The sequence below is a fragment of the Kribbella sp. NBC_01245 genome (genome assembly GCF_036226525.1).
In the GTDB taxonomy this organism is placed as follows: domain Bacteria; phylum Actinomycetota; class Actinomycetes; order Propionibacteriales; family Kribbellaceae; genus Kribbella.
Genome location: NZ_CP108487.1, coordinates 7,325,837 through 7,346,378 on the forward strand (window position 1 = coordinate 7,325,837; position 20,542 = coordinate 7,346,378).

Consider the following 20,542-nt stretch of genomic DNA (forward strand, 5'->3'; position numbering starts at 1 on the left):
AGGACCTTGAAGGGCGTCGGAGGCCAACACCTCCGGCGCCCTTTTTGCGATTACTGTCGTCTGCATGACCAAGTCCGGGGCGGCGGGGGAGTTGCTGGTCGAGTTGCGCCGTGATGGCGGGGTGGCGTTGCACCAGCAGTTGGAGGCCGGGATCCGGGATCGCATTCGCGACGGCCGGTTGCGCCCGGGCGCCGCGTTGCCGTCGAGCCGCGCGCTCGCGGCCGACCTGGGATTGTCGCGCGGTGTGGTGGTCGAGGCGTACCAGCAGTTGGTCGCCGAGGGCTACTTGGTCAGCCGGTCCGGCGGTTACACCCTGGTCGCGCCGGACGCGGCTTGTGGGCTGCGGGGCGCGCCCGCGTCGATGGTGGTCGAGCAAGCGCCGCGGATCGACTTCAAGTACAGCCGGCCCGACGTCACGCAATTCCCGCGCGCGGCCTGGTTGCGTTCGCTGCGGAAGGTCCTGACCGAGGCGCCGCACGAACGCCTCGCGTACCTCGACGGACGTGGTTCCGAAGAGCTGCGGGTTGCGATGGCGGACTACCTCAACCGCGTTAGAGGTACGTCGGCTCGGCCCGGAGATCTCCTTATTTGTAACGGGTTTGCGCAGGGTTCGCGGTTGATCCTGCAAGTGCTGGCGGCGGCGGGATTCCGTCGGTTGGCGGTCGAGGACCCGTCGGACTGGGAGTTGCGGAGTGTCGCGGCGGCCGCCGGGCTGGAGGTCGTCGGCATCCCCGTGCGCGAGGACGGCATCGACGTCGACCGGCTCGAGGCGTCGGGCGCGGACGTCGTACTCGTGACCGCCGCACACCAGTTCCCAACCGGCGTCGTCACCTCGGCGGCCGTCCGCGCGGCCCTGGTGGCGTGGGCCTCGCGGCACGACGCGTTGATCATCGAGGACGACTACGACGCGGAATACCGGTACGACCGGGAGCCGATCGGGGCGATCCAAGGGCTCTCGCCTGACCACGTCATCTACGCGGGTACGGCCAGCAAAACCCTCGCGCCCGGTCTGCGCCTCGGCTGGCTGATCCTGCCGGCACGACTCGTGCCTGCGATGGCCGCCGCGAAGATGGCCGACGACCGCGGCTCGTCCGTACTGGATCAGCTGGCCTTCGCCGACTTCGTGGCCCGCGGCGAGTTCGACCGGCATTTGCGGCGGATGCGTCCGCGTTATCGGGAGTTGCGCGACACCCTCGTTTCGGCCCTGGCCCGGGAGCTGCCGGAGCTCTGCCCGACCGGCATTTCGGCCGGCCTTCACCTGATGACGCCGCTGCCGCTGGACGTTGACGAAGATGCTCTTGCTGCCGCGGCGTTGCGGTATGACCTGGGCGTCTACCCGCTGAGTCCGTACCGCCTGAGCGAGCCGGGACCGCCCGGTCTGGTCTTCGGCTATGGCTCGCTCACGCCCGCGGCCGTGGTGGAGGGCGTCGCGCTCTTGGCTCAGGCCGTCGCCGAGGTCCGCGCCCACATCGCGTAGGTGCGGGCTGGTCGGCCGAGGATGTTCGGTACGTCGTCGGTGAGGATCGCGTTATTGCCTTCGCGTGCCCAGAGTGTGCCGGTGACGATCGCGTCGACCGCGCCTGGGTCCATGCCCTGGGCAAGCATTCCGTCGCGCGCGACCTCGGGATGTACGTCGAACAGGTAGACCTTCCGCCCGAGAACTTCGCCGAGTTGTGTCGCTTGGTCGTCCGCGGTCAGCAGTTCGGGGCCGGTCAACGTGTAGGTCTTTCCGTCGTGCTGGTCGGAGGTCAACGCCTCGACCGCGACGGCGGCCACGTCGCGCGGGTCGATCACGCCGTACCGCGCATCGCCGAGCAGGTTCGGCACCGGTTCGCCGGCGTTGATCGGCTCGAGCCAGGACAACGTGTTCGACGCGAAGCTCGACGGGCGCAGGATGGTCCATCCGAGCCCACTCGCCCGTACGGCGTCGTCGGCTACCTGGTGCCACCGGCCGACCGTACGTCCTGCGGAGTCCGTCTCGCCGGTGCCGATCGCGGAGAGCCGCACTATCCGGCGCACTCCTTGTGCGCGTGCGGCGGTCAGCAGTGCGAGGTCGTGATCCGCGCCGGGTGAGGTCGGCGCGGTGAGTAGAAAGACCGTGTCGACCCCGGTCACCGCCTTCGCCAGGGATTCCGGATCACCAAAATCTCCCGCCACTACCTCGGCCTCCGGCGTGGTGATGCGCTCGGGGTTTCGGGCCATCGCCCGGACCTCCGCACCGCGTTGCACGAGCTGCCGCAGAACTTCACTACCAACAGTGCCAGTCGCACCAGTAACCAGAATCATGCCCACCATCCTTCTGCGGCGGCGTCACCCCGAATAGGAGAAACCGGCACAATCCCACCGCCCGGCTCCCGCTTTAGCATTCATTCGTCGGAATCCGCCCTCTTCCCACCGCGGACATCTGCTGCTCCGCTGCGCTGAGAGGGCGGATTCCGACGAATGAATGCAAATGGTTGGGCGCGTTCGTTGGGCGCAGCCATAGGTGGGCGTTGGATCGGTTTGGCGGCTGGTTTTGCGGGGTTGTGGCTGCGCTGGTGTCCGCTTCGGATCGCCAGGCAGGCACAACCTGCCCTTGAAGCGCTTCACCGGTCGCGAAGAGCAGGGTTGTGCCTGCGTGGAGGTCCGCGGCGGCCTGGGTGGGTCAGTAGAGTTGGTGGATGATCGTTGAGGTTGAGCGGCCGGTTCGGCTTCCGTCCGGGTTGCCGGCTGGGGTGGCGGGGATCAGCCTTGGCGCGATGCGTGCCGCCGGGACGGTGGTCGAGATGCCGGATCACGCCGTCACCCTGGCCGTTCGTACCCGTCCGGATCTGCCGACCGAGTTGGTGGCGATGGGGCCACGGACGCGCGCGATGTACGTCGACGGCGAGGTCGGGCCGTCCTGCTTGAAGATCCGCCTCGATCCGGGACTCGCGACCTCTGTGTTCGGGCATTCCCCTGCGGAGTTGGTCGATCAGGCCGAGGTTCTTGCTGAGCTGCCGACGTCCCGGCGAGGTCCGATGGATCAGCTGGAAACCGTACTGACGATGATCTCCGGCGCAAGGCCCGCGTTGTCGATCGACCTGGTCGAGCGGGCGGCCCGGCTGCTGGGCGTCGGCGTACGCGTGCGGGAAGTCGCCCAGAGCCTGCACGTCAGCGAGCGCCACCTCGGCGACGTCTTCACCGCAGCGACCGGCCTCTCGCCCAAGCACTACGCACGCATCGACCGCGTCCGCACCGTCCTCGCCCAAACCCGCAACACCACCCACCCCCACGACATCGCGCACCCCCGCGACATCGCGCACCCCCGCGACATCGCGCAGACCCGGGACTCCGCGCAGGCCGGGGACGGCCTGGTGAGTGGGGTCCGGAGTGGTGGGTTGGCTGAGGTGGCGGTGGCGGCGGGGTATTACGACCAGTCGCATTTGACCGCCGAGTTTCGCCGGGTGATGGGCGTGCCACCACACGCTTTCGCTACCGGAAAGTTGCCTAGGGCAAGGATGTGTGGGAATGCTTGAGGAGAAGTACGTCGCGACCGGGCTGGGGCGGCTCCGCGTGGAAACGGGCGGGGATGGGCCGGCGCTGATGTTCTGGTCGAGCCTGTTGATGGACTCGTCGATGTGGGCGGCTCAAGTCGAGCACTTCCTGCCGAACCATCGCGTCATCGTGGTGGATCCGCCCGGGCACGGCCGCAGCCAGGCGCTGAATCGCCCGTTCACCTTTGACGAATGTGCCGAGGCGATCGTCCGGATCCTCGATGCGCTCGACGTCGAGCGCACGCATTTCGTCGGCAATTCCTGGGGCGGGATGATCGGTGGCACGTTCGCCGCGACGTACCCGGATCGCGTCGGCGCCGCCGTACTGATGAACTGCACCGCCTCGCTGGCCGGGCGGAACCAGCAGCTCGAGTACGGCGCACTGGTCGCGGTCGCGCGCGTCATCGGTGGTATTCGCGGACCGCTCGTCAGGTCGGCGGTCGACGCGTTCCTCGGGCCGACGACCAAGCAGCACAAGCCCGACGTGGTGTCGGCGGTCAAGGCCGCGATCCGGCGACTCGACTTCAACTCGGCGCATTGGGCCGTCACCAGCGTGGTGCCGCGGCGGCCGGATCAGCTCGCGCTGGTCGCGGGGATCACCAGTCCCGTGCTGGTCGTCGCCGGTGTCGAGGACGCGACCTTCCCGGTGGCGGAGACACGCGCGATGGCGGACGCGATTCCCGGCGCCGAGTTCGTCGTACTCGAAGGTGCCGCGCATCTCGCCGCCCTGGAGAGCCCGGCCGAGACCAACGCCCTGATCGAGTCCTTCCTGGCCCGCCACGCCTAGGTCCTGCGCCCGGCGGTCGTACCGGTTGAAGACCTGGTCGGGAAATATGCTTCGGCCATGGCTTGCCGGTGCGGGATCGAGGTACGTCAGCCCTGGACGTCCCGGGACGACGTATGGAGCCCGGCCTCGTTCGTGGGTGGCCTGGTGCTGCTGGCGATCGGGTTCGCCGTGACGCTCGCGGTCCGGGAGTGGTTCGGCTGGATCGTGGTCGGCCTGCTCGGGTTGCTCGTAGTGATCGCCTGGATCGTGCAGGCGACGCGCGGGCATCGGCGTGGGTGCCTGGTCCGGCGCGGTCTGTGGTTCGGGCTGGCGGCACCGGGCGTACCCATCCGCGTCCTCGCCCAGCTCTCAGTCTGAGCCAATCCCTAGAACAAGCTGGCAGTCGGCTGAGAAAAGCCTTTCCCGGCAAGGGTTTCGGCGTTTTCTCAGCTGATTCACCGATTGCCTTCGACAACCTCTCAGAACCGCGCGCTCTACTCGAAGAGGGAGATCGTCGAAGGAGAGCCGGACATGAGCGAGTACGAAGACCAGGGCAAAGACCAGCCACCCGCGGGCCAACCGCCGCAGCCGCCACAATCGGCCGGGGCGCAACCGCCGATGCCGGCGCCGAACCAGCCGCCGGCGGCCGGATACGACCCGCGCCACTGGCAATACCCGGCCGCGTCGAACCAACCCAACCCGCCGTACGGCGCAGCAGCTCCGGACCAGCCGTCGTACGCCCAGGGGCAACCGCCGTACGCGCCGGGTCAGCCGCAGTACGCGCAGGGCCAACCGCAGCCGCAGTTCGCCTATGCGACGTACGGACCGCCGCAGCTGCAAGGTCATCCGCAGCAGCAGTGGGGTCCGCCCGGGCCGCCGAATCCGCAGCAGACGCGGCGGCGCAAGCGGATCACAATGGCGTTCGGCGCACTCGCGCTCGCCTTCCTCCTGGCCGTCGCCTCGGTCACCTGGGCCGCCGTCCGCAACGAGGCCACGCTCACCACCGCACAGACCAAGTCGAACAATCCGGCGGCCATCGCGGCGGCGATCTCACCCGGACTCGTCAACATCAACACCGTTCTCGGTTACGAAGGCGGACAGGCGGCCGGCACGGGCATCGTGATCTCGTCCGACGGCGAGGTGATCACCAACCACCACGTCGTCGAAGGCGCCACCAAGATCACCGCCACGAACGTCGGCAACGGCAAGACGTACACCGCCAAGGTCGTCGGCTACGACGCCACCAAGGACATCGCCGTACTCCAGCTCCAGAACGCCTCCGGCCTCACCACCGCCTCGATCGGTGACTCGTCGGACGTCGAGGTCGGCGACCAGGTCGTCGGTGTGGGCAACGCCGGCGGCAAGGGTGGTACGCCGAGCTACGCGCCCGGTCAGGTCACCGCGCTGGACCAGGACATCACCGCGACCGACTCGTCCGGCGGTGACCCGGAGAGCCTGACAGGTCTGATCCAGACCGACGCCAACATCCAGCCCGGCGATTCCGGCGGCCCGTTGGTCGACGACAACAGCCAGGTCATCGGCGTGGACGTGGCCGGTTCGGTACCGGCGCCGAACGGGCGGGGCATGTCGCAGACGGCCGACGGGCAGGGCAGCGCGGACCCGGAGGGATACGCGATCCCGATCAACGAGGCGATGGCGGTCGCGGACCAGATCGAGTCCGGCCAGGCGACGGACACCGTGCACATCGGTGGTTCCGCGATGCTCGGTATCACCGTGCTGACCAACCAGGCCGCCGCGGGTGTCGTAGTCGCCGAGGTCATCCCGGACGGCGTCGCCGCCAAAGCCGGAATCGCCGCCGGCTCCACCATCACCCGGCTCGGCGGCAAGACCATCGACTCCGCCGACACCCTGACCAAGCTCCTCGAGCAGCACAAGCCCGGCGACAAGGTCGACGTCACCTGGACCGACCAGTCCGGCGAACAACACACCGCCAACGTCGAACTAGCCCAAGGCCCAGTCCGCTAGCCACCCCCTACCAACGCCGGCCCGCCACCCCTCCGTGGCCGGGCCGGCGTTCGGCTCCCCTCCTTCTGCCGCGAGTGGTCGCCTCTGATCCTCCCGCGAGTGGTCACCTCTGAACCTCCCGCGAGTGGTCAGGTCATAACGGGTCCACTCGCGGGAGGCGGTTCAGCGGCACGCCGTACGACGCACACGGCGCCACCCCAATTCCCAACCACAAATCGGCTCGGGTGTGTGCGGTACGGGTGCTGTTTGGGGTTGGGGGGTGAACGGGTGTTTACTGTCGGAGGGTGAACAGTTGTTCACCGCTGGACCGACTGAGGATCTTCGTATGCCTGCTCGTCGCCCACGGCTGGTTGTCGCCGCGTTGTCCGCCTGTGGCGTGGTCGTCGCGATCATGCAAACGATCGTGGTGCCGTTGCTGCCGCAATTGCCCGCGCTGACCAACAGTTCGCCGGCGAACGTGAGTTGGCTCGTCACGGTCACCCTGCTCACCGGTGCGGTCGTGACGCCGTTGCTCGGCCGTGCCGGCGATATGTACGGCAAGCGCCGCGTCCTGCTGCTCGCGATCGGCTCGATGGTCGCCGGATCGTTGCTGTGCGCCGTCAGTAGGGACCTGACCGTTCTCCTGACCGGCCGCGCGTTGCAGGGTGCTGCCGTCTCGGTGATTCCGCTCGGCATCAGCATCCTCCGCGACGAGTTGCCCGCGGAGAAGGTCTTGCCCGCGATCGCGCTGATGAGTGCGACCCTCGGGATGGGCGCGGCCTTCGGGATTCCGCTTGCCACCTTGGTCGTCGAGTACGCGGATTGGCACACGATGTTCTGGGCCAGCGCGAGCGTCGGTCTGGCCGTCATGCTGGCCGTGATCCTGGTCGTGCCGGAATCCCCCCTGCGGACGCGCGGCCGCTTCGACGTACTCGGTGCTCTCGGCCTGAGCGCTATCCTGATCTGCCTGCTGCTCGCCGTGTCGAAGGGCAGCGTCTGGGGTTGGTCGTCACCGATCACGCTCGGCCTGTTCGCCCTCGGCGCTTTCCTCGTGCCGGTGTGGGGCTACCACCAACTCCGTACAGCCAAGCCGATGGTCGACCTGCGAGTATCGGCACGGCCGGCGGTTTTGTTCACGAACCTCGCGGCCGTGATGGTCGGCTTCGCGTTCTACGCCAACTCGCTGGCCACCGCGCAACTCGTGCAAGAGCCGACGTGGACCGGGTACGGCCTTGGCGCGTCGATCGTCGTGAGCGGATTGTGCCTGCTGCCGGGTGGTGTCGCGATGGTGCTGCTGTCGCCGGTATCGGCCCGGCTGTCGGCGGCGCGCGGGCCGCGGTTCACGCTCGTACTGGCGTCCGCCCTGATGACTTTGGGGTACGTCGTGAGGGTCTTCACGAGTACGAGTCTGACCGCGATCGTGCTCGGTGCGACGGTGGTCTCGGCTGGTACGGCGGTGGCGTACTCGGCATTACCCGCGCTGATCATGCATGCTGTGCCGGTGAGCGAGACAGCGGCGGCGAACGGATTGAACACCCTGATGCGTACGATCGGCCAAGCCGTATGCAGCGCAGTCGTCGTGACGGTGCTGACGAGTTTGGTCGCGACCCATGTGGGTGGTGGGGTGGCGCCACGTTTGGGGGCGTACCAGGTGATCTTCATGATCGCGGGCGGTTGCGCGCTGGTGGCGACCTTGCTGACGCTGCTCATCCCGGCCCGGCGTCCGGTGATCGAAGACGTCCAGCTGGCCGAGCCGCAGAGGACCGCCGCGTGACAGTGGTCGATACGGGCAGGGGTGCGATTCTGCTCGCGGCGCGGCGGGCGTTCGCTCTTCAGCCGTACGCCGCGGTGACGTTGCGCGGGATCGCTGCCGATGCCGGGGTCAGCGCGTCGTTGATCGTGAAGCACTTCGGCAGCAAGGAGTTGCTGTTCGACGCGGTCGCGGACTTCAGCCCGGCCGCCGCCGAACTGCTGGACGCGCCCAATGACGAGCTCGGGCGGCATGCCGTACTGGCGCTGGTCCGGTCTCGCCGCGAGCACAAGCAGGACCTGCTGCTCCGAGTGGTCTTCGCGGCCGGTAGTGGGGATGAGCGGGCGCTGTTGCGCGAACGCTTCCGCGACCAAGTGGTCAAACAGGTCGCCGCGCGTCTGAAGGGCCGAGGCAAAGACCTCCGCGCCGAACTCTTCGCCGCCCACCTCCTCGGCCTCGGCGCCGCCATGGCCATCAACAAAGAAGGCCCGGCCGCCACCGCCACCCCCGAAAAACTAGCCGACCTCTACGCCCCCGCCCTCCAATCCCTCGTCGACCAATAGCCACTCCCGCCCGGGCCGGCGTGGTTAGGCGAGCGTTTGGGCGTGGGTTAGGTCGCGTTGTAGGCGGGGTTCGAGGGGGAGGGTGGGGTCGGAGTATTGGGCGGTTAGGCAGATGGGGCCGGTGTAGTTCAATGCGGTGAGGGTGGTTAGAGCCGTGGACCAGTTGGCGAGGCCGTCGGGGGCTTCGACGTAGTACGGGGTCCAGGCGCCGCCTGTGGTGGGGCGGTAGACGACGTTCTTGAGGTTGACGATTGCGAGGCGGTCCGCGACTAGCGGCAGGGTGACGGTGGGGTCGTCGCCGGCGAGGGCGTCGTGGGCGGCATCCCAGACGACCTTGAAGTGGTCGGTTGGTAGGCCTTCGAGGAGGGCGAGTACGCCGAGCGAGGATGAGACGAAGCGGCCGTGGTGTGGTTGCACTCCCACCTGTACGTCGTACTCCCGGGCGAGCGCCACGACGGACTCCAGCCGCGCGCGCATCCGTCGTACGGACGACGTATAGCCGTCCGCCCCGAGCTCGGCCATGATCCGGATCAGCGGTACGCCCGCCGCCTGGCACGCCGCGAACGTCTCTTCCGCCAGATCACTCGCGATGCTGATGGTCGTTACGCCGTGCTCCCGCAATTGCGCCACAAAGCCCGGCAGCAAAGACAACGCGTTAGCCGGAGTGACAAAGGCGTTATCGCGTACGGGCACCTCCGCACCGGTAAAACCCAAGCCAGCAACGAGTTTTCCGAGTTCGTCACCGGGAAGCGACGCCCAGGGCTTGGTGAAAACAGACCAGATGAACTCAGACATAAACCAGTTCCTTCGCCTCAGCGCGGATCCGCTCCTCGTCAACGACAACGCCAAGACCGGGAGCCGTGGGCACAGCCGCGACAGCCTTGGTGATCGACAAGCCCTCGACGTACAAGTCGGCCAGGAGTTCCGGCCCATTCAGCTCGGCCGGTAACGCGAGTTCCAGTTGGCTGAACAAATGCAGAGCCGCCGCAAACCCAATCCCGCAATCGGTCAATCCGCTGGCCAGAATCTCCATCCCATTGGCCATGGCAACGTGTGCGGTCTTCAGGGCTTGACGAATTCCGCCCGCCTTGCAGATCTTCACGACAACCAGATCGGCCGCCTCAAGCTGAATCGCCCGCGCAAGATCGCTCGCGGTAAAGCTCCCTTCGTCGATCGCGATCGGCAGACTCGTCATCGCGCGCACCCGCCGCATCCCCAACGTGTCTGTACTCGGTACAGGCTGCTCGACGTTGTGAATCCCCGGCACATCCCGCACCGACTCCAGTAGCTGCCGCAACGCCGACGGCCGATAAGACTGGTTGGCATCCAGCCAAATCTGCTTGCCCTCAGCAACTTCAGAAGCAGCCCGAACCGCAGCCGCATCAGACGACGGATGGCCGGAGATCTTCACCTTGTAGGCGTGGTAATCCGACGACTGCAACACCCGCTCCCGAACCACCGACGGCTGGTCGACGCCGATCGCGGAACAGAGCGGGATCTCGTCGCGCAATCGGCCGCCCAGCAACTGATGTACCGGAACGCCCGCGAGTTTGCCCGCCGCGTCGTGCATCGCCAGATCCACCGCCGCACGCGCGAAGGGGAACCCGTTCGACACCGACGGACTGAGCCGCTGGTTGGCCCGGTTGTGGAACAGCTCGACGTCGAACGGCGTGAGCTCCAGCACGATAGGTTCCAGCTGTCGCTTGATCACCACCGCGATCGTCTCGGCCGTCTCGTAACTCCAACTCGGCAAGGCCCGCTGCTCACCCCACCCGACGATCCCGTCCTCGGTAACCAGCCGGACGAAGACGACCAACCCGGCCTGATCCGGCGTACCAACAGCGCCGCTGCCGAGCACGAAACCTTTCGCGAACGGCACCGCGACGGCGAAAACCTCCAGCGACCTGATTCGCGACATGACGTCAGGCCGCGATCGACCAGTTGGCGGGATCGACGTACGACGTGCCGCGCGTGCCGTCGTCCAGCCACTTGAGTACGTCGGCCAGCACGAACCCGGCCAGAGCGCGATGGCCTTCCACGGTGTCGCCGGCGATATGCGGCGTGACCAGCAGCTGACCAGCGGCGCGTACGTCGTCCACGAGTGTTGGCGGTTCGGGGTCGAAGACGTCGAGGGCGGCGAAGAGGCGGCCCGCGACGACGTATTCGAGCAAGGCCTGCTGGTCGATCGCCGGACCTCGCGACGAGTTGATCACGATGGTGCCGTCTCGCATGGCGTCTAGGTGTTTTCGGCTCACGAGACCGCGAGTTTCGGGCACATCCGGCACGTGCAACGAGACGAAGGCGCATTGCAGTACTTCGTCCAGCTCGGCCGTGCGTACGCCGAGGGCGCGCGCCTGCTCGTCATCGAGGTACGGGTCGTACACCACCACGTCGCAGCCGAACGGTTTGAGCAACGTGATCAGCGCCCGAGCCGTCGAACTGGCGCCGAGAATGCCGACCGATTGCCCGGCCAACTCGATCCCCCGCAGGTGACCCGGTTTCCAGGCGCCATCGCGGAGAGCCTGGTCGAACTGGGGCAGGCGGCGCGCGAGCGTGAGCATCGAGGCCAGGCAGTACTCGCCGACGGACCACGCGATCCGGGTGCCCGCGGAGAAAACGGCCACGCCCTGGTCGAAGATGACCGGGTCGACGAGGCGTTTGACCGAGCCGGCAGCGTGGGCGACTACGCGCGGACCGTTGCCGTCGGCCCAGATCGAGGCGGGCAGGTGCGGCGTACCCCAACTGGTCAGCACCACCTCGGCGCCTGCCAGTCCGCTCACGTCATTCCCAGCCCATGTCACCTCGAACCGGTCCTCGAGCAGTTGGCGGGTTTCGGCGCTGCAGACATCCTCAACGCGTTCGGGGCTCATGGCGACGACCAGTCTGGACAACGTCCGGCTCCTCAAGGTTTTGGTGGCATCCGCACGACGACGGTAAGGGCTTTCCGTTATGCTCGTCCAAGCCCATTTCCGCATCGACCGATACCTTCTGGGGTATGGATCTCTCCCTGAACCAGCTCCGGGGGTTTGTCGCCGTCGCCGAGGAGTCCCACTTCGGCCGGGCCGCCGAACGCCTGAACGTGACGCAGCCGCCGTTGACCCGCCAGATCCAGGCCGTCGAGAAGGCGGTCGGCGTCAGTCTCTTCGACCGGACCGGCCGAGGTGTGCGATTGACGGCCGCAGGCGAGGTCTTTCTGTCGCACTGCCGCCGGGTGCTGGCCCTGCTGGAGGTGGCGCCCGAGGCCAGTCGCCGCGCGGCCGAAGGTCAGACCGGCACGTTGCGGTTGGCGTTCACCGCGGTCGGCGCGTACGCCGTACTCGCGGAGTTCCTGACCGAGGTCAACACGCGGCTGCCGGGGGTGAGCATCGCGTTGGCGGAGCTGGTGAGCGAGGACCAGTTCGAGGCGCTCGGCAATTTGCGCGTCGACATCGGGTTGGTCCGGCCGCCGATTCCGCCCGGTTTCGAGTCGGTGCTGGTGCATTCGGAGGACCTTGTGCTCGCCGTGCCGGTTGATCATGAGCTCGAGGGGACGGTGGCGCTGGCTGAGGTGACCGAGGACTACATCGGGTACAGCCCGGAGGGGTCGCGCTATCTGCATGACATCTGCGCGGCGATGATCGGCATGGACCGGTACGTCGTGAGTCAGCTCGCGTCCCAGGTGCCGACGATGCTCGCGCTGGTCCGGGCCGGGTTCGGCTGCTCGCTGGTGCCGAGGTCGATCATGGCGATGGGCGTCGAAGGCGTCCGCTATTGCGAACTCGCCGCCTCCGACGCCCATTCCGTCACGCTGCACGCCTGTTGGAGTCCCGACAACCCCAACCCGGCGCTGCAGCGATTGGCTGAAACCCTCAAGAAATAAGGGCTACTGGCTTTCGGTGAGCACTGATTCGACCACCTCCCGGGGTAGGCCGTGGGTCTCGCGAAGGAAGGTGAAGTCGGACTCGGTCAACGGCCCGCGCTCGTGCAGGCGGAGAACGCGGTCGCGGCCGCGGTCGAGCAGCTGGCGGAAACGCCGTTCCTCGTCGAGCAGGAGTTCGCGGATGCGACCGGGGTCGTCGGGCTGACCGAAGTGGTCGATCGTGTGCTGGATCAGGTCGATCGGCAGCTCCTCCAGGCCGTGCGTCGGATCGAGCCGGCGCAACGTCGTCAGCGAGCGGCGGACCAACCGGCGCAGGACGTAACCCCGCCCGGTGTTGGACGGGCGTACGCCATCCCCGATCACGACGATCGACGAGCGGAGATGGTCCGACAGGATCCGGAATGACGTCTCGTCGGGCCGCCAGAGACGTCGTACGTGCTGCGACCAAGGCCCGAACTGGTCCGTCTCGTACACCGAATCGACGCCCTGCAAGAACATCAGCAATCGCTCGAACCCCATCCCTGTATCCACGTTGGACGGCGTGAACGGCCGCAGCACGCCATCGTCGTACCGGTGGAAACGCATGTGGACGTGGTTCCACACCTCGACCCAGCGCGGGTCTGTGCTGGGGGTGCCCTCGGGTTCGGTATTGCCGGTCCAGACAAAGATCTCGCTGTCCGGGCCGCACGGACCGGTCGGGCCGTTCGACCACCAGTTGTCGTCGACGAGGCGCTCGACCGGTAGGCCGAGTTCGGACCAGACGCGTTCGGATTCGAGATCGGGTCCGACTTCGTGGTTGCCGCCGAAAACCGTTACGTGTAAGCGGTTTAGGCCGAAGCCGTTGGTGAGTAGGTCGTACCCCCAGCGCAGGCTCTGCTCGTGGGTGTAGTCGCCGAGTGACCATGACCCGAGCATCTCGAACACGGTCAGGTGCGAGGTGTCCCCGACCTCGTCCAGGTCTGTCGTACGCAGACATCGCTGGCGGTTCGACAGCCGTCGGTGTGGATGCCGTCGCGTGCCGTCGAGGTATGGCGTGAGGGGGTGCATGCCCGAGGTCGTGAACAGGACCGGGTCGCCGGGCTCGGGCAGCAGGGTGCTGCCGGTGATGCGGTGATGTCCGCGATCGCTGAAGAAGTCTTCGAACGTGCGCAGGACTTTGGTGGATTCCATCGGAGTGCCTTTCGGGAGAAGGCGACCGACAGCTCACGGGCTCCAGGAACGGAAAAACCGGCGAACTGTCGCGTTCGCCGGTTTGCTGGAGTGAACTCAGAAGCTCAGGTCTGATCAGCCGACGGCGCGAACGCCCCGGCTGCTGCAACCCTCACCCAAGTCCTCATACCCGCCATCCTACCAACCCTCTGCCACCCCCTTTTTTTCCGTTCATCGGACCCTTGTGACGCGGCGTGTCGGCATTCATCGGTCCCTTGTGACCAGCACGGCGGGCCCAACGCCTCTGCATTCATTCGTCGGAATCCGCCCTCTCCCGTCTGCTGACCCGCGCCGGTCCGCTGTGGCTGAGAGGGCGGATTCCGACGAAAGAATGCAAGTGACGGACGGCTAGCGGGTCGATGCCGGATGGCGCGCGTGGTCAGAAGGGACCGATGAATGCCGACACGCCGCGTCACAAGGGTCCGATGAACGGAAAAGAGGGGAGGCGGGGGAGTGGGGGTCGTTAGGGTCGGGGTATGGAGTTGCGTGCGGCGGTGAGTGGGGATGCGGGAGTGGTGGCGGGGATTTGGTATGCGGGGTGGCGGGATGGGCATTGGGGGCATATTCCGGAGGCGTTGGTGGCGGTGCGGACGCGGGAGTCGTTTGACTTGCGGGCGGCTGAGCGGGTTGGGGATACCACCGTTTGTACGGTCGACGGGCGCGTCGTTGGGTTCGTGATGGTGGTGGGGGATGAGGTCGAGCAGGTCTATCTGGCTAGCGATCAACGCGGTTCGGGGTTGGCGGCGGAGTTGCTGGCCGAGGCGGAGCGGCAGGTCAGGGCGAATGGGCATAGCCGTGCCTGGCTTGCGGTGGTCGAGGGCAATGCCCGGGCGCGCCGGTTCTACGAGCGCCAGGGCTGGGTGAGCGAGGGCCCGTTCGACTACCAGGCGTCGTCCGCGGACGGCCCGATCGCCGTACCTTGTCTCCGCTACGCCAAGCCAGTCTGAAGCAACGGCTCAGGGCATTCTCCGATCCAGGTATTGCGCCTGATAGAGCGAGGACGGAAAGAGGCCAGGGGTATTGGCGCCTTCGATCAAGCCGGCGGGTTGGGGGAACGGGCCATCGCCGGTGATGATGCCGCGGCACCCGATCGCATAGTTCTGCGCCGTCGGCGGTTTCTGTACGACGAGCTTGGTGCCGGCCGTGTCGCAGTTCCAGCCGACCGAGTGCGACGTCGCCCAGCCGTGCCCGGTGCCGTAATCCCCGCGGTTGTAAATGCCAAGAGTCAGATCAACCTTCGGCGCGACCTCGCGATGGTTGTCCCAAAGCAACCCCTGGCTCCACCGGCGATGGCCTTCGCTCGACGCGAGACTGCCCTCCGCCGTACCGCGGAGGAACACGATGCCCGACGCGCTGCTGGTGCCGTTCGAGATGAAGGCGTGCCGGGCCTTCGAGGCGTAGCAGTCGACGAACAACACCTGCTGGGAGTACGCCTCGCAGTTGAAGTTGTACCGCAGCCCGCCCGTGATGACCGAGGCCGGATCGAGCGCCCGGCAATTCCGGATCGTCGCCCGGGTCGTCTCCACCGTCTCCACTCCCGCCTTTGCGAAGTGCAGGAAGGTGCTGTCACGGACCCAGACGTCCTCCGCCTGCCGGATCTTGACCGCCACCCACGCATGCGCCTCGTCCACGTCGGGATCACCGGCGAACTCGATGTCGATCCGCAGCGACTCCACCCCCACGCCGGTCACCAGGCCCGCGCGGTCCCACTTGTAGAGGTACGACTGCGACCGCTCGCGCCGCAGATGCTCGAACAGCGGTACGTCGACAGTAACGGTGTTACCGCGAATCGCCCGGACGTACCGGTTGTAGGTGATCGGCTGGCTGTCCACCACCCAGGGCGCGTCCTTGCCCGTACCGCCATGGTCGACCGAGGCCAGCCACGCCTCGGTACACGGGTGGACCAGGATGACGTTGTCGCCCCGGCGCAACCCGCTCGCGTCGGCCACTTCGAACGAGCGCGAGCCGACTTGCACCCAGTCGCTGGTGATGTCGGTCCGCGTACCGGGCACTTGGCCGCGCCACCCCGTGCTGGCGCCGCCGCCGACCACGATCACGTCGCGCGACACCGGGACGTTGCCGGTCGCCCGGACGATCGTGTTCTTGGCCGGGTCGGCGCCGTCGCCGGATCCGCGCAGCACGACGCCACTGTGGTTCAGGCGCAACGTACCCGCGACGGGGTAGTCGCCGGGCTCGAGTCGCAACGCGCCGCGAAAGCCGTTCCGGTCGAGTGGTCGGTTGCCCACGGCATCGATCGCCGCCTGCAGGTGTGCGGTGTTGTCGCCGTCAACCGGTCCGACGGTACGTACGGTCCGGACGTGGGGGATCGGGCTGTCGCCGTTCTTGTAACCGGCATGGCTGAAATCCGGGATTCGGTTGCCCTCGGCATCTTCGGCGTACCTGAGCCGGTGTGCCGAGTCGTAGCGGACAACTTCGGACTGCCAGATCCCACTCGGGGCGGCTTGAGCGATTCCGGGGCCGAAGACGGCGCCGCCGGCGAGTGCGCCGCCGAGGCCGAGCAGGCGTCGCCTACTGAAGTCGTACGTCATCGAAAACCTCCTGATGGGCGGATCAGGAGGCTCAGTCTGCGGTCGCGAGCACCGCTTGGCAAGCGCTTGCCGACAGGTGGGAAAACGAAGTCCCGTGAGCCGGAACCAGCCGCCAGGGCAGTTCCGCAGGGCTGAAACGAATCTGCCGCGAGTGGTCGCGTCTGACCCGGCACACCGACGTCTGCTGAGCCGCCGCGTGGACCAGACGCGACCACTCGCGGTGAAGAAGGCACTACCCTGACGGCGTGACTGACGAGGTCGGGCGGTTGTTGCGGACCGCACGGATCCGGGCCGGCCTGACCCAGGAAGAGGTCGCCGAGCGCTCCGGGGTGAGCGTGCGGGCGATCAGCGATATCGAGCGCGGCCGGGTGCGCGCGCCCCAGCCGCGTACGGTCGACGCCCTCGCCGACGCGGCCCGATTCACGCCGGACGAGCGCCAATTACTGACCGAGATCGCGAAGTCGGCCCGTTCCCGGACCGAGGAAGTCGCGCCCTGGGTCGCCGCCGCCCAATGCGAACCGCCGGCCGGCCTGAGCGATTTCGTCGGCCGCGCCGAAGAGCTCGCCACGTTGACCAACCTCGCCACCACCGGAACGACCCGGCCGGTCGCCGTACTGAGCGGGCCGCCAGGCGTCGGGAAGTCGAGTCTGGCGGTACGCGCGGGCCGTTCGCTCGCGGCCGGTTTCCCCGGCGGCTGCCTGTACGTCGACCTGGCCGAACCGGGCGAAGGCGCTGCGCTCCGCCGCCTACTCGGCGCCCTCGGTGTGGCCTCGGCCGAGGTCCCAGCGGATCCGATCGACCAGGCCCGCCTCTATCGGGCGATGCTCACGCGCCGACCCGCCTTGGTCCTGATCGACAACGCGATGGACGAGGCGCAGGTCCGGCCGCTGCTCGCCACCGGCGCAGGCGCGTTCACGATCGTGACCAGCAGGCGAGTACTGGCCGGGCTCGAGGGCGCGGTCTGGATTCCGCTCGGCCCGTTCTCCACGGCGGAAGCAACCGACCTGCTCGCGGCGATCGTGGGCGACGAGCGGCTGGCGGCGGAGGCCGAAACCGCCGAGCAGATCGCGGAGCTGTGCGGACATCTCCCGCTCGCTCTGCGTATCGCCGGCAACCGGCTCGCCAGTCGGCCGTTGTGGTCGCTCGGGCATTTCGCGACCCAGTTGGGCGAGGCGCGGTTGGCCGGGCTGGAGGCGGGGGATCTGCGGGTCGTCGCTGCGTTCACCATGTCGTACCGGCAGCTGTCCGAGTCGGCCGCGCTCGTTTTCCGGCGACTCGCCTTGCTGACCGGGGAGTACCTGTCGGCCGAGATCGCCGCCGTACTGGCCGATCTGCGACTTGCGTCAGCCCGCCGAGCCGTCGAGGAGCTCGCCGACTTCAGCCTGATCGAGCCGGTCGGCTCCGATGGCGGCTACCGCATTCACAACCTGCTGGCGTTGTTCGCCACGGAATGCCTGGCCGCCGAAGAGACCGTCGAGGCGGTCGAAACGGCCGAGCGGAGGATGACCGGCTGGTTCCTGCGTTCGGCCACCGCGGCCGGGCATTGCTTCCTGCCCGAGGTGCTGCAACCTGGGCCGGCCGTGCCGCCAGGGCCCGGAATGGCCTTTGATTGCAGGCATTCGGCGCTCGGTTGGTTGCATCGCCATCGCGCCGATTGGCTCGCGGCCCTGCGCTGGGCGGCCGCGGACGATCGCTGGTCGGCGGAGGTGCTGGCGCTGACCGATGCCCTCCACTGGTACTCCGACCTGGGCGTGTTGCCGGAGGTCTGGCCCGAGGTCTTTCAGCTGGGCGTTGATGTCGCACGGCGGGTGGGCGACCGTGGCGCCGAGGCGGTCCAGCTCAACCTGCTCGGCTGGGCGGTCGGCGTACTGCTGGAGCAGCGGCAAGAGGGGTTGCGCCTGCATCGGCAGGCCCTTGCCGCCGCCCGCGAGGCCGGTGATCCGGTCGAAGAGGGCTGGGCGTTGTTCTACCTGGCGACGCTCGAGCGCGTCACCGGCGATACCGAAGCCGCGACCGAGCTCGCGAATCTCGCCGTCGAGCGGTTCGGCGCGGCGCCCGAGCCGCTCGGCCAGCACATCGCCTGGTCGCTGGTGGCCTCGCTGGACCAGGCCCGCGGCGATTCCGCTGCCGCGCTCGCCGTACATCGTCGTGTCGTCGCGTACTTCCGCCGCTCCGAGCATTCGCCGACCGACGGCACGGGCGCGGTCTTGCTCGGGCATCGCCTGCTCGCGTACGGCGCCACGCTCGCGCGGTCGCGGGAATGGGCCGACGCGATCTCGGCGTACTCCGAAGCGATCGAGCTGTTCCGGGCCGCGGGGATGCGCAGCGGAGAGGCCCGTGCCTGTTACGGGCTGGGGAGTTCGTCTGCCGGGCTCGGGAATCTGGCCGACGCCCGGGAGGAGCTGGAACGGGCGGTCGAGTTGCTGCGCGATACCGGTGCCGGTATCAGGCGAGTGGAGGCACAGGCCGAGCTGGCCGACGTACTCGATCGGCTGGGGGAAACCGAGGCGGCGGCGCGGGTCCGGGCCGAGGCGCTGGAGTTCTGCCGGGAGTGGGATCGCCCCGAGCTGACTGCGGTGGCAGCGACTCTCCAAGACGCCCTGGCGCACTAGCAACCGGCAGAACCGGAAGGCGGGAGTTCTGCCGGTCGTTCTGCGTGGGCAGTGCCGGGTGGTTGCGCTGAACTTGCGAATTGTTAACTCACTTTCCAATTCGGTCTGCCCGCCCCAGGCGTCCCCGAGCCAACCGCAGGAGTGCGACATGTTCCCGCTCAGAAAACTGAAAGTGCCCATGGTGTCGTTCGTCGTCCTGGCGATCGCGACCACCGTCGGCCTGCAATCCAGCTCAGGTGCCACCACCGCCGACGTGTTGTTGTCCCGCAACGCGTTGACGATCACGTCCAGCATCGAGGACAGCAACTTCCTCGGAAAGTACGCCGTTGACGGCAGCACGACGACCCGCTGGGCCAGCGCGGAGGGCATCGACCCGCAGTGGATCCGGGTCGACCTCGGCCAGCCGTCGGCCGTCAATCGGCTGAAGCTCAACTGGGAGGTGGCCTACGCCAAGTCGTACCGAATCGAGATCTCCGACGACGGCGCGAACTTCCGGACGCTCAAGACCATCACCACGGGGGATGGTGGCATCGACGACCACACCGGCCTGGCCGCCAATGGCCGTTACGTCCGCGTCGTCGGCACCCAGCGCGGCACGCCGTACGGCTATTCGCTGTGGGAGATGGAGATCTTCGGCGTCAGCGGTTCCACCGGTGACACGCAGGCCCCGACCGTGCCGACCAACCTGACCGCCGGCACCGTCACCAGCACCACCGTGGCGCTGAACTGGACGGCCTCGACGGACAACGTCGGTGTCAGCGGGTACGACGTGTTCCGCAACGGCGTCTTCGTGGCCTCGGTGGCGGAGAACACCTTCACCGACACCGCGCTGACTCCGCAGACGGCCTACAGCTACACGGTGCTGGCCAAGGACCCGAACAACAACAAGTCGGCGCAGAGCGCTCCGCTCTCGGTCACGACCGCCTCCGGTCCCACCGGGGTGTTCGTGCTCGCGGCGGCCGGTGACATCGCCGACCAATGCACCGCGTCCAGCAGCTCCTGCGTGCACCCGAAGACGGCCAGGGTCGTCGACTTCATCAAGCCCGTCAACGTCATCACCATGGGCGACAACCAGTACGACGACGCCCACTACTCCGACTTCACCAGCTACTTCAACACCTCGTGGGGCCGCTTCAAGAGCATCATGAAGCCCTCGGTCGGCAACCACGAGACCTACTCCTCGCCGGCGTACGACGGTTACCACCGGTACTTCGGCGACATCGCCCGCCCGAACGGCAAGCGGTACTACAGCTGGGAGCGCGGCAACTGGCACTTCATCGCGCTCGACTCGACCGAGGACTCGCCCGGCCTGGTCGAATCCGCACAGCACACCTGGCTCAAGGCGGACCTCGCGGCCAACACCAAGAAGTGCGTCGCGGCCTACTACCACCACCCCCGGTACAGCTCCGGTTCGCACGGCGACAACCCCAAGATGGCCACGCTCTGGAACATCCTGGTCGACAACAACGTCGACCTCGTGCTCAACGGCCACGACCACCACTACGAGCGCTTCGTGGCGCAGGACAAGTACGGCAACCCGAACGCGGCCGGTACGACGCAGATCATCGGCGGCATGGGTGGCACGGACAACTTCTACCCCGTGCACGCCGAGCACGAGGCGACCGCCAAGACGATCACGGACACGCATGGCGTGCTCAAGCTGACGATGACCGACAACTCGTTCACCAGCCAGCTGATCGGTCTGAACAACACGGTACTGGACAGCTCCCCGACCACCACCTGCCACTGACGAG

The 20,542-nt window shown here is 67.5% G+C and carries 17 protein-coding genes; 11 read left to right on the forward strand and 6 right to left on the reverse strand.

What is annotated here, in order from left to right; translation table 11 throughout:
* The first annotated feature begins 64 nt into the window (after positions 1-64).
* Positions 65-1,477, forward strand: coding sequence for a MocR-like pyridoxine biosynthesis transcription factor PdxR (gene pdxR / locus OG394_RS33575; RefSeq protein ID WP_328991195.1), 1,413 nt, complete (start codon positions 65-67; stop codon positions 1,475-1,477).
* On the opposite strand, the gene OG394_RS33580 is transcribed toward pdxR, so the two are convergent.
* Positions 1,441-2,286: an SDR family oxidoreductase gene (locus OG394_RS33580; RefSeq protein WP_328991196.1), complete on the reverse strand. Its 846-nt coding sequence runs from the start codon at positions 2,284-2,286 to the stop codon at positions 1,441-1,443. The two genes, pdxR and OG394_RS33580, sit on opposite strands and share 37 nt — an antisense overlap.
* Positions 2,287-2,660: 374 nt before the next feature.
* Here OG394_RS33580 and OG394_RS33585 point away from each other — a divergent pair, with 374 nt between their 5' ends.
* From OG394_RS33585 to OG394_RS33610, 6 genes are all read left to right on the forward strand, one after another.
* Complete coding sequence (locus OG394_RS33585; protein ID WP_328991197.1) at positions 2,661-3,497, forward strand: helix-turn-helix domain-containing protein; 837 nt, start codon at positions 2,661-2,663, stop codon at positions 3,495-3,497.
* Positions 3,490-4,302 carry an alpha/beta fold hydrolase gene (locus tag OG394_RS33590; RefSeq protein ID WP_328991198.1) on the forward strand — a complete coding sequence of 271 codons (813 nt, stop codon included), beginning with the start codon at positions 3,490-3,492 and terminating at the stop codon, positions 4,300-4,302. Before OG394_RS33585 ends, OG394_RS33590 begins: the two co-directional genes overlap by 8 nt.
* Before the next feature lie 57 nt (positions 4,303-4,359).
* A complete protein-coding gene (locus tag OG394_RS33595; RefSeq protein WP_328991199.1) occupies positions 4,360-4,659 on the forward strand; it encodes a hypothetical protein in 300 nt (99 codons plus the stop codon).
* Positions 4,660-4,812: 153 nt separating this feature from the next.
* Complete coding sequence (locus OG394_RS33600) at positions 4,813-6,267, forward strand: S1C family serine protease (protein WP_328991200.1); 1,455 nt, start codon at positions 4,813-4,815, stop codon at positions 6,265-6,267.
* 325 nt (positions 6,268-6,592) lie between these two features.
* Positions 6,593-8,020, forward strand: coding sequence for an MFS transporter (locus OG394_RS33605; protein WP_328991201.1), 1,428 nt, complete (start codon positions 6,593-6,595; stop codon positions 8,018-8,020).
* Entirely contained in the window at positions 8,017-8,559 is a 543-nt protein-coding gene (locus tag OG394_RS33610) for a TetR/AcrR family transcriptional regulator (protein WP_328991202.1), read from the forward strand. The genes OG394_RS33605 and OG394_RS33610 overlap by 4 nt, the downstream gene beginning before the upstream one ends.
* A gap of 24 nt (positions 8,560-8,583) precedes the next feature.
* Here the strand turns inward: OG394_RS33610 and OG394_RS33615 are convergent, their stop codons facing one another.
* The 3 genes from OG394_RS33615 to OG394_RS33625 are packed head-to-tail and all read right to left on the reverse strand — an operon-like array spanning position 8,584 to position 11,450.
* Positions 8,584-9,354, reverse strand: coding sequence for a sugar phosphate isomerase/epimerase family protein (locus OG394_RS33615; protein ID WP_328991203.1), 771 nt, complete (start codon positions 9,352-9,354; stop codon positions 8,584-8,586).
* Positions 9,347-10,477: a mandelate racemase/muconate lactonizing enzyme family protein gene (locus OG394_RS33620; RefSeq protein WP_328991204.1), complete on the reverse strand. Its 1,131-nt coding sequence runs from the start codon at positions 10,475-10,477 to the stop codon at positions 9,347-9,349. The genes OG394_RS33615 and OG394_RS33620 overlap by 8 nt, the downstream gene beginning before the upstream one ends.
* 4 nt (positions 10,478-10,481) lie before the next feature.
* A complete protein-coding gene (locus OG394_RS33625; protein WP_328991205.1) occupies positions 10,482-11,450 on the reverse strand; it encodes a hydroxyacid dehydrogenase in 969 nt (322 codons plus the stop codon).
* A 104-nt stretch (positions 11,451-11,554) separates the two neighbouring features.
* Between OG394_RS33625 and OG394_RS33630 the strand changes: the two genes are divergently transcribed.
* Entirely contained in the window at positions 11,555-12,418 is an 864-nt protein-coding gene (locus tag OG394_RS33630; protein ID WP_328991206.1) for a LysR family transcriptional regulator, read from the forward strand.
* A gap of 3 nt (positions 12,419-12,421) precedes the next feature.
* On the opposite strand, the gene OG394_RS33635 is transcribed toward OG394_RS33630, so the two are convergent.
* A complete protein-coding gene (locus tag OG394_RS33635) occupies positions 12,422-13,588 on the reverse strand; it encodes an alanine--tRNA ligase-related protein (RefSeq protein WP_328991207.1) in 1,167 nt (388 codons plus the stop codon).
* 515 nt (positions 13,589-14,103) lie between these two features.
* On the opposite strand from OG394_RS33635, the gene OG394_RS33640 reads away from it, so the two are divergent.
* On the forward strand, positions 14,104-14,574 hold the full coding sequence (locus OG394_RS33640) for a GNAT family N-acetyltransferase (RefSeq protein ID WP_328991208.1): 471 nt from the start codon (positions 14,104-14,106) through the stop codon (positions 14,572-14,574).
* Positions 14,575-14,583: 9 nt separating this feature from the next.
* On the opposite strand, the gene OG394_RS33645 is transcribed toward OG394_RS33640, so the two are convergent.
* On the reverse strand, positions 14,584-16,176 hold the full coding sequence (locus OG394_RS33645; protein WP_328991209.1) for a hypothetical protein: 1,593 nt from the start codon (positions 16,174-16,176) through the stop codon (positions 14,584-14,586).
* A gap of 245 nt (positions 16,177-16,421) precedes the next feature.
* On the opposite strand from OG394_RS33645, the gene OG394_RS33650 reads away from it, so the two are divergent.
* Both OG394_RS33650 and OG394_RS33655 read left to right on the forward strand, forming a co-directional pair.
* Positions 16,422-18,788, forward strand: coding sequence for an ATP-binding protein (locus OG394_RS33650; protein WP_328991210.1), 2,367 nt, complete (start codon positions 16,422-16,424; stop codon positions 18,786-18,788).
* Positions 18,789-18,936: 148 nt separating this feature from the next.
* Positions 18,937-20,538 (forward strand): galactose-binding domain-containing protein, encoded by a 1,602-nt coding sequence (locus tag OG394_RS33655; protein WP_328991211.1) that lies wholly within the window; start codon positions 18,937-18,939, stop codon positions 20,536-20,538.
* Positions 20,539-20,542 lie beyond the last annotated feature (4 nt).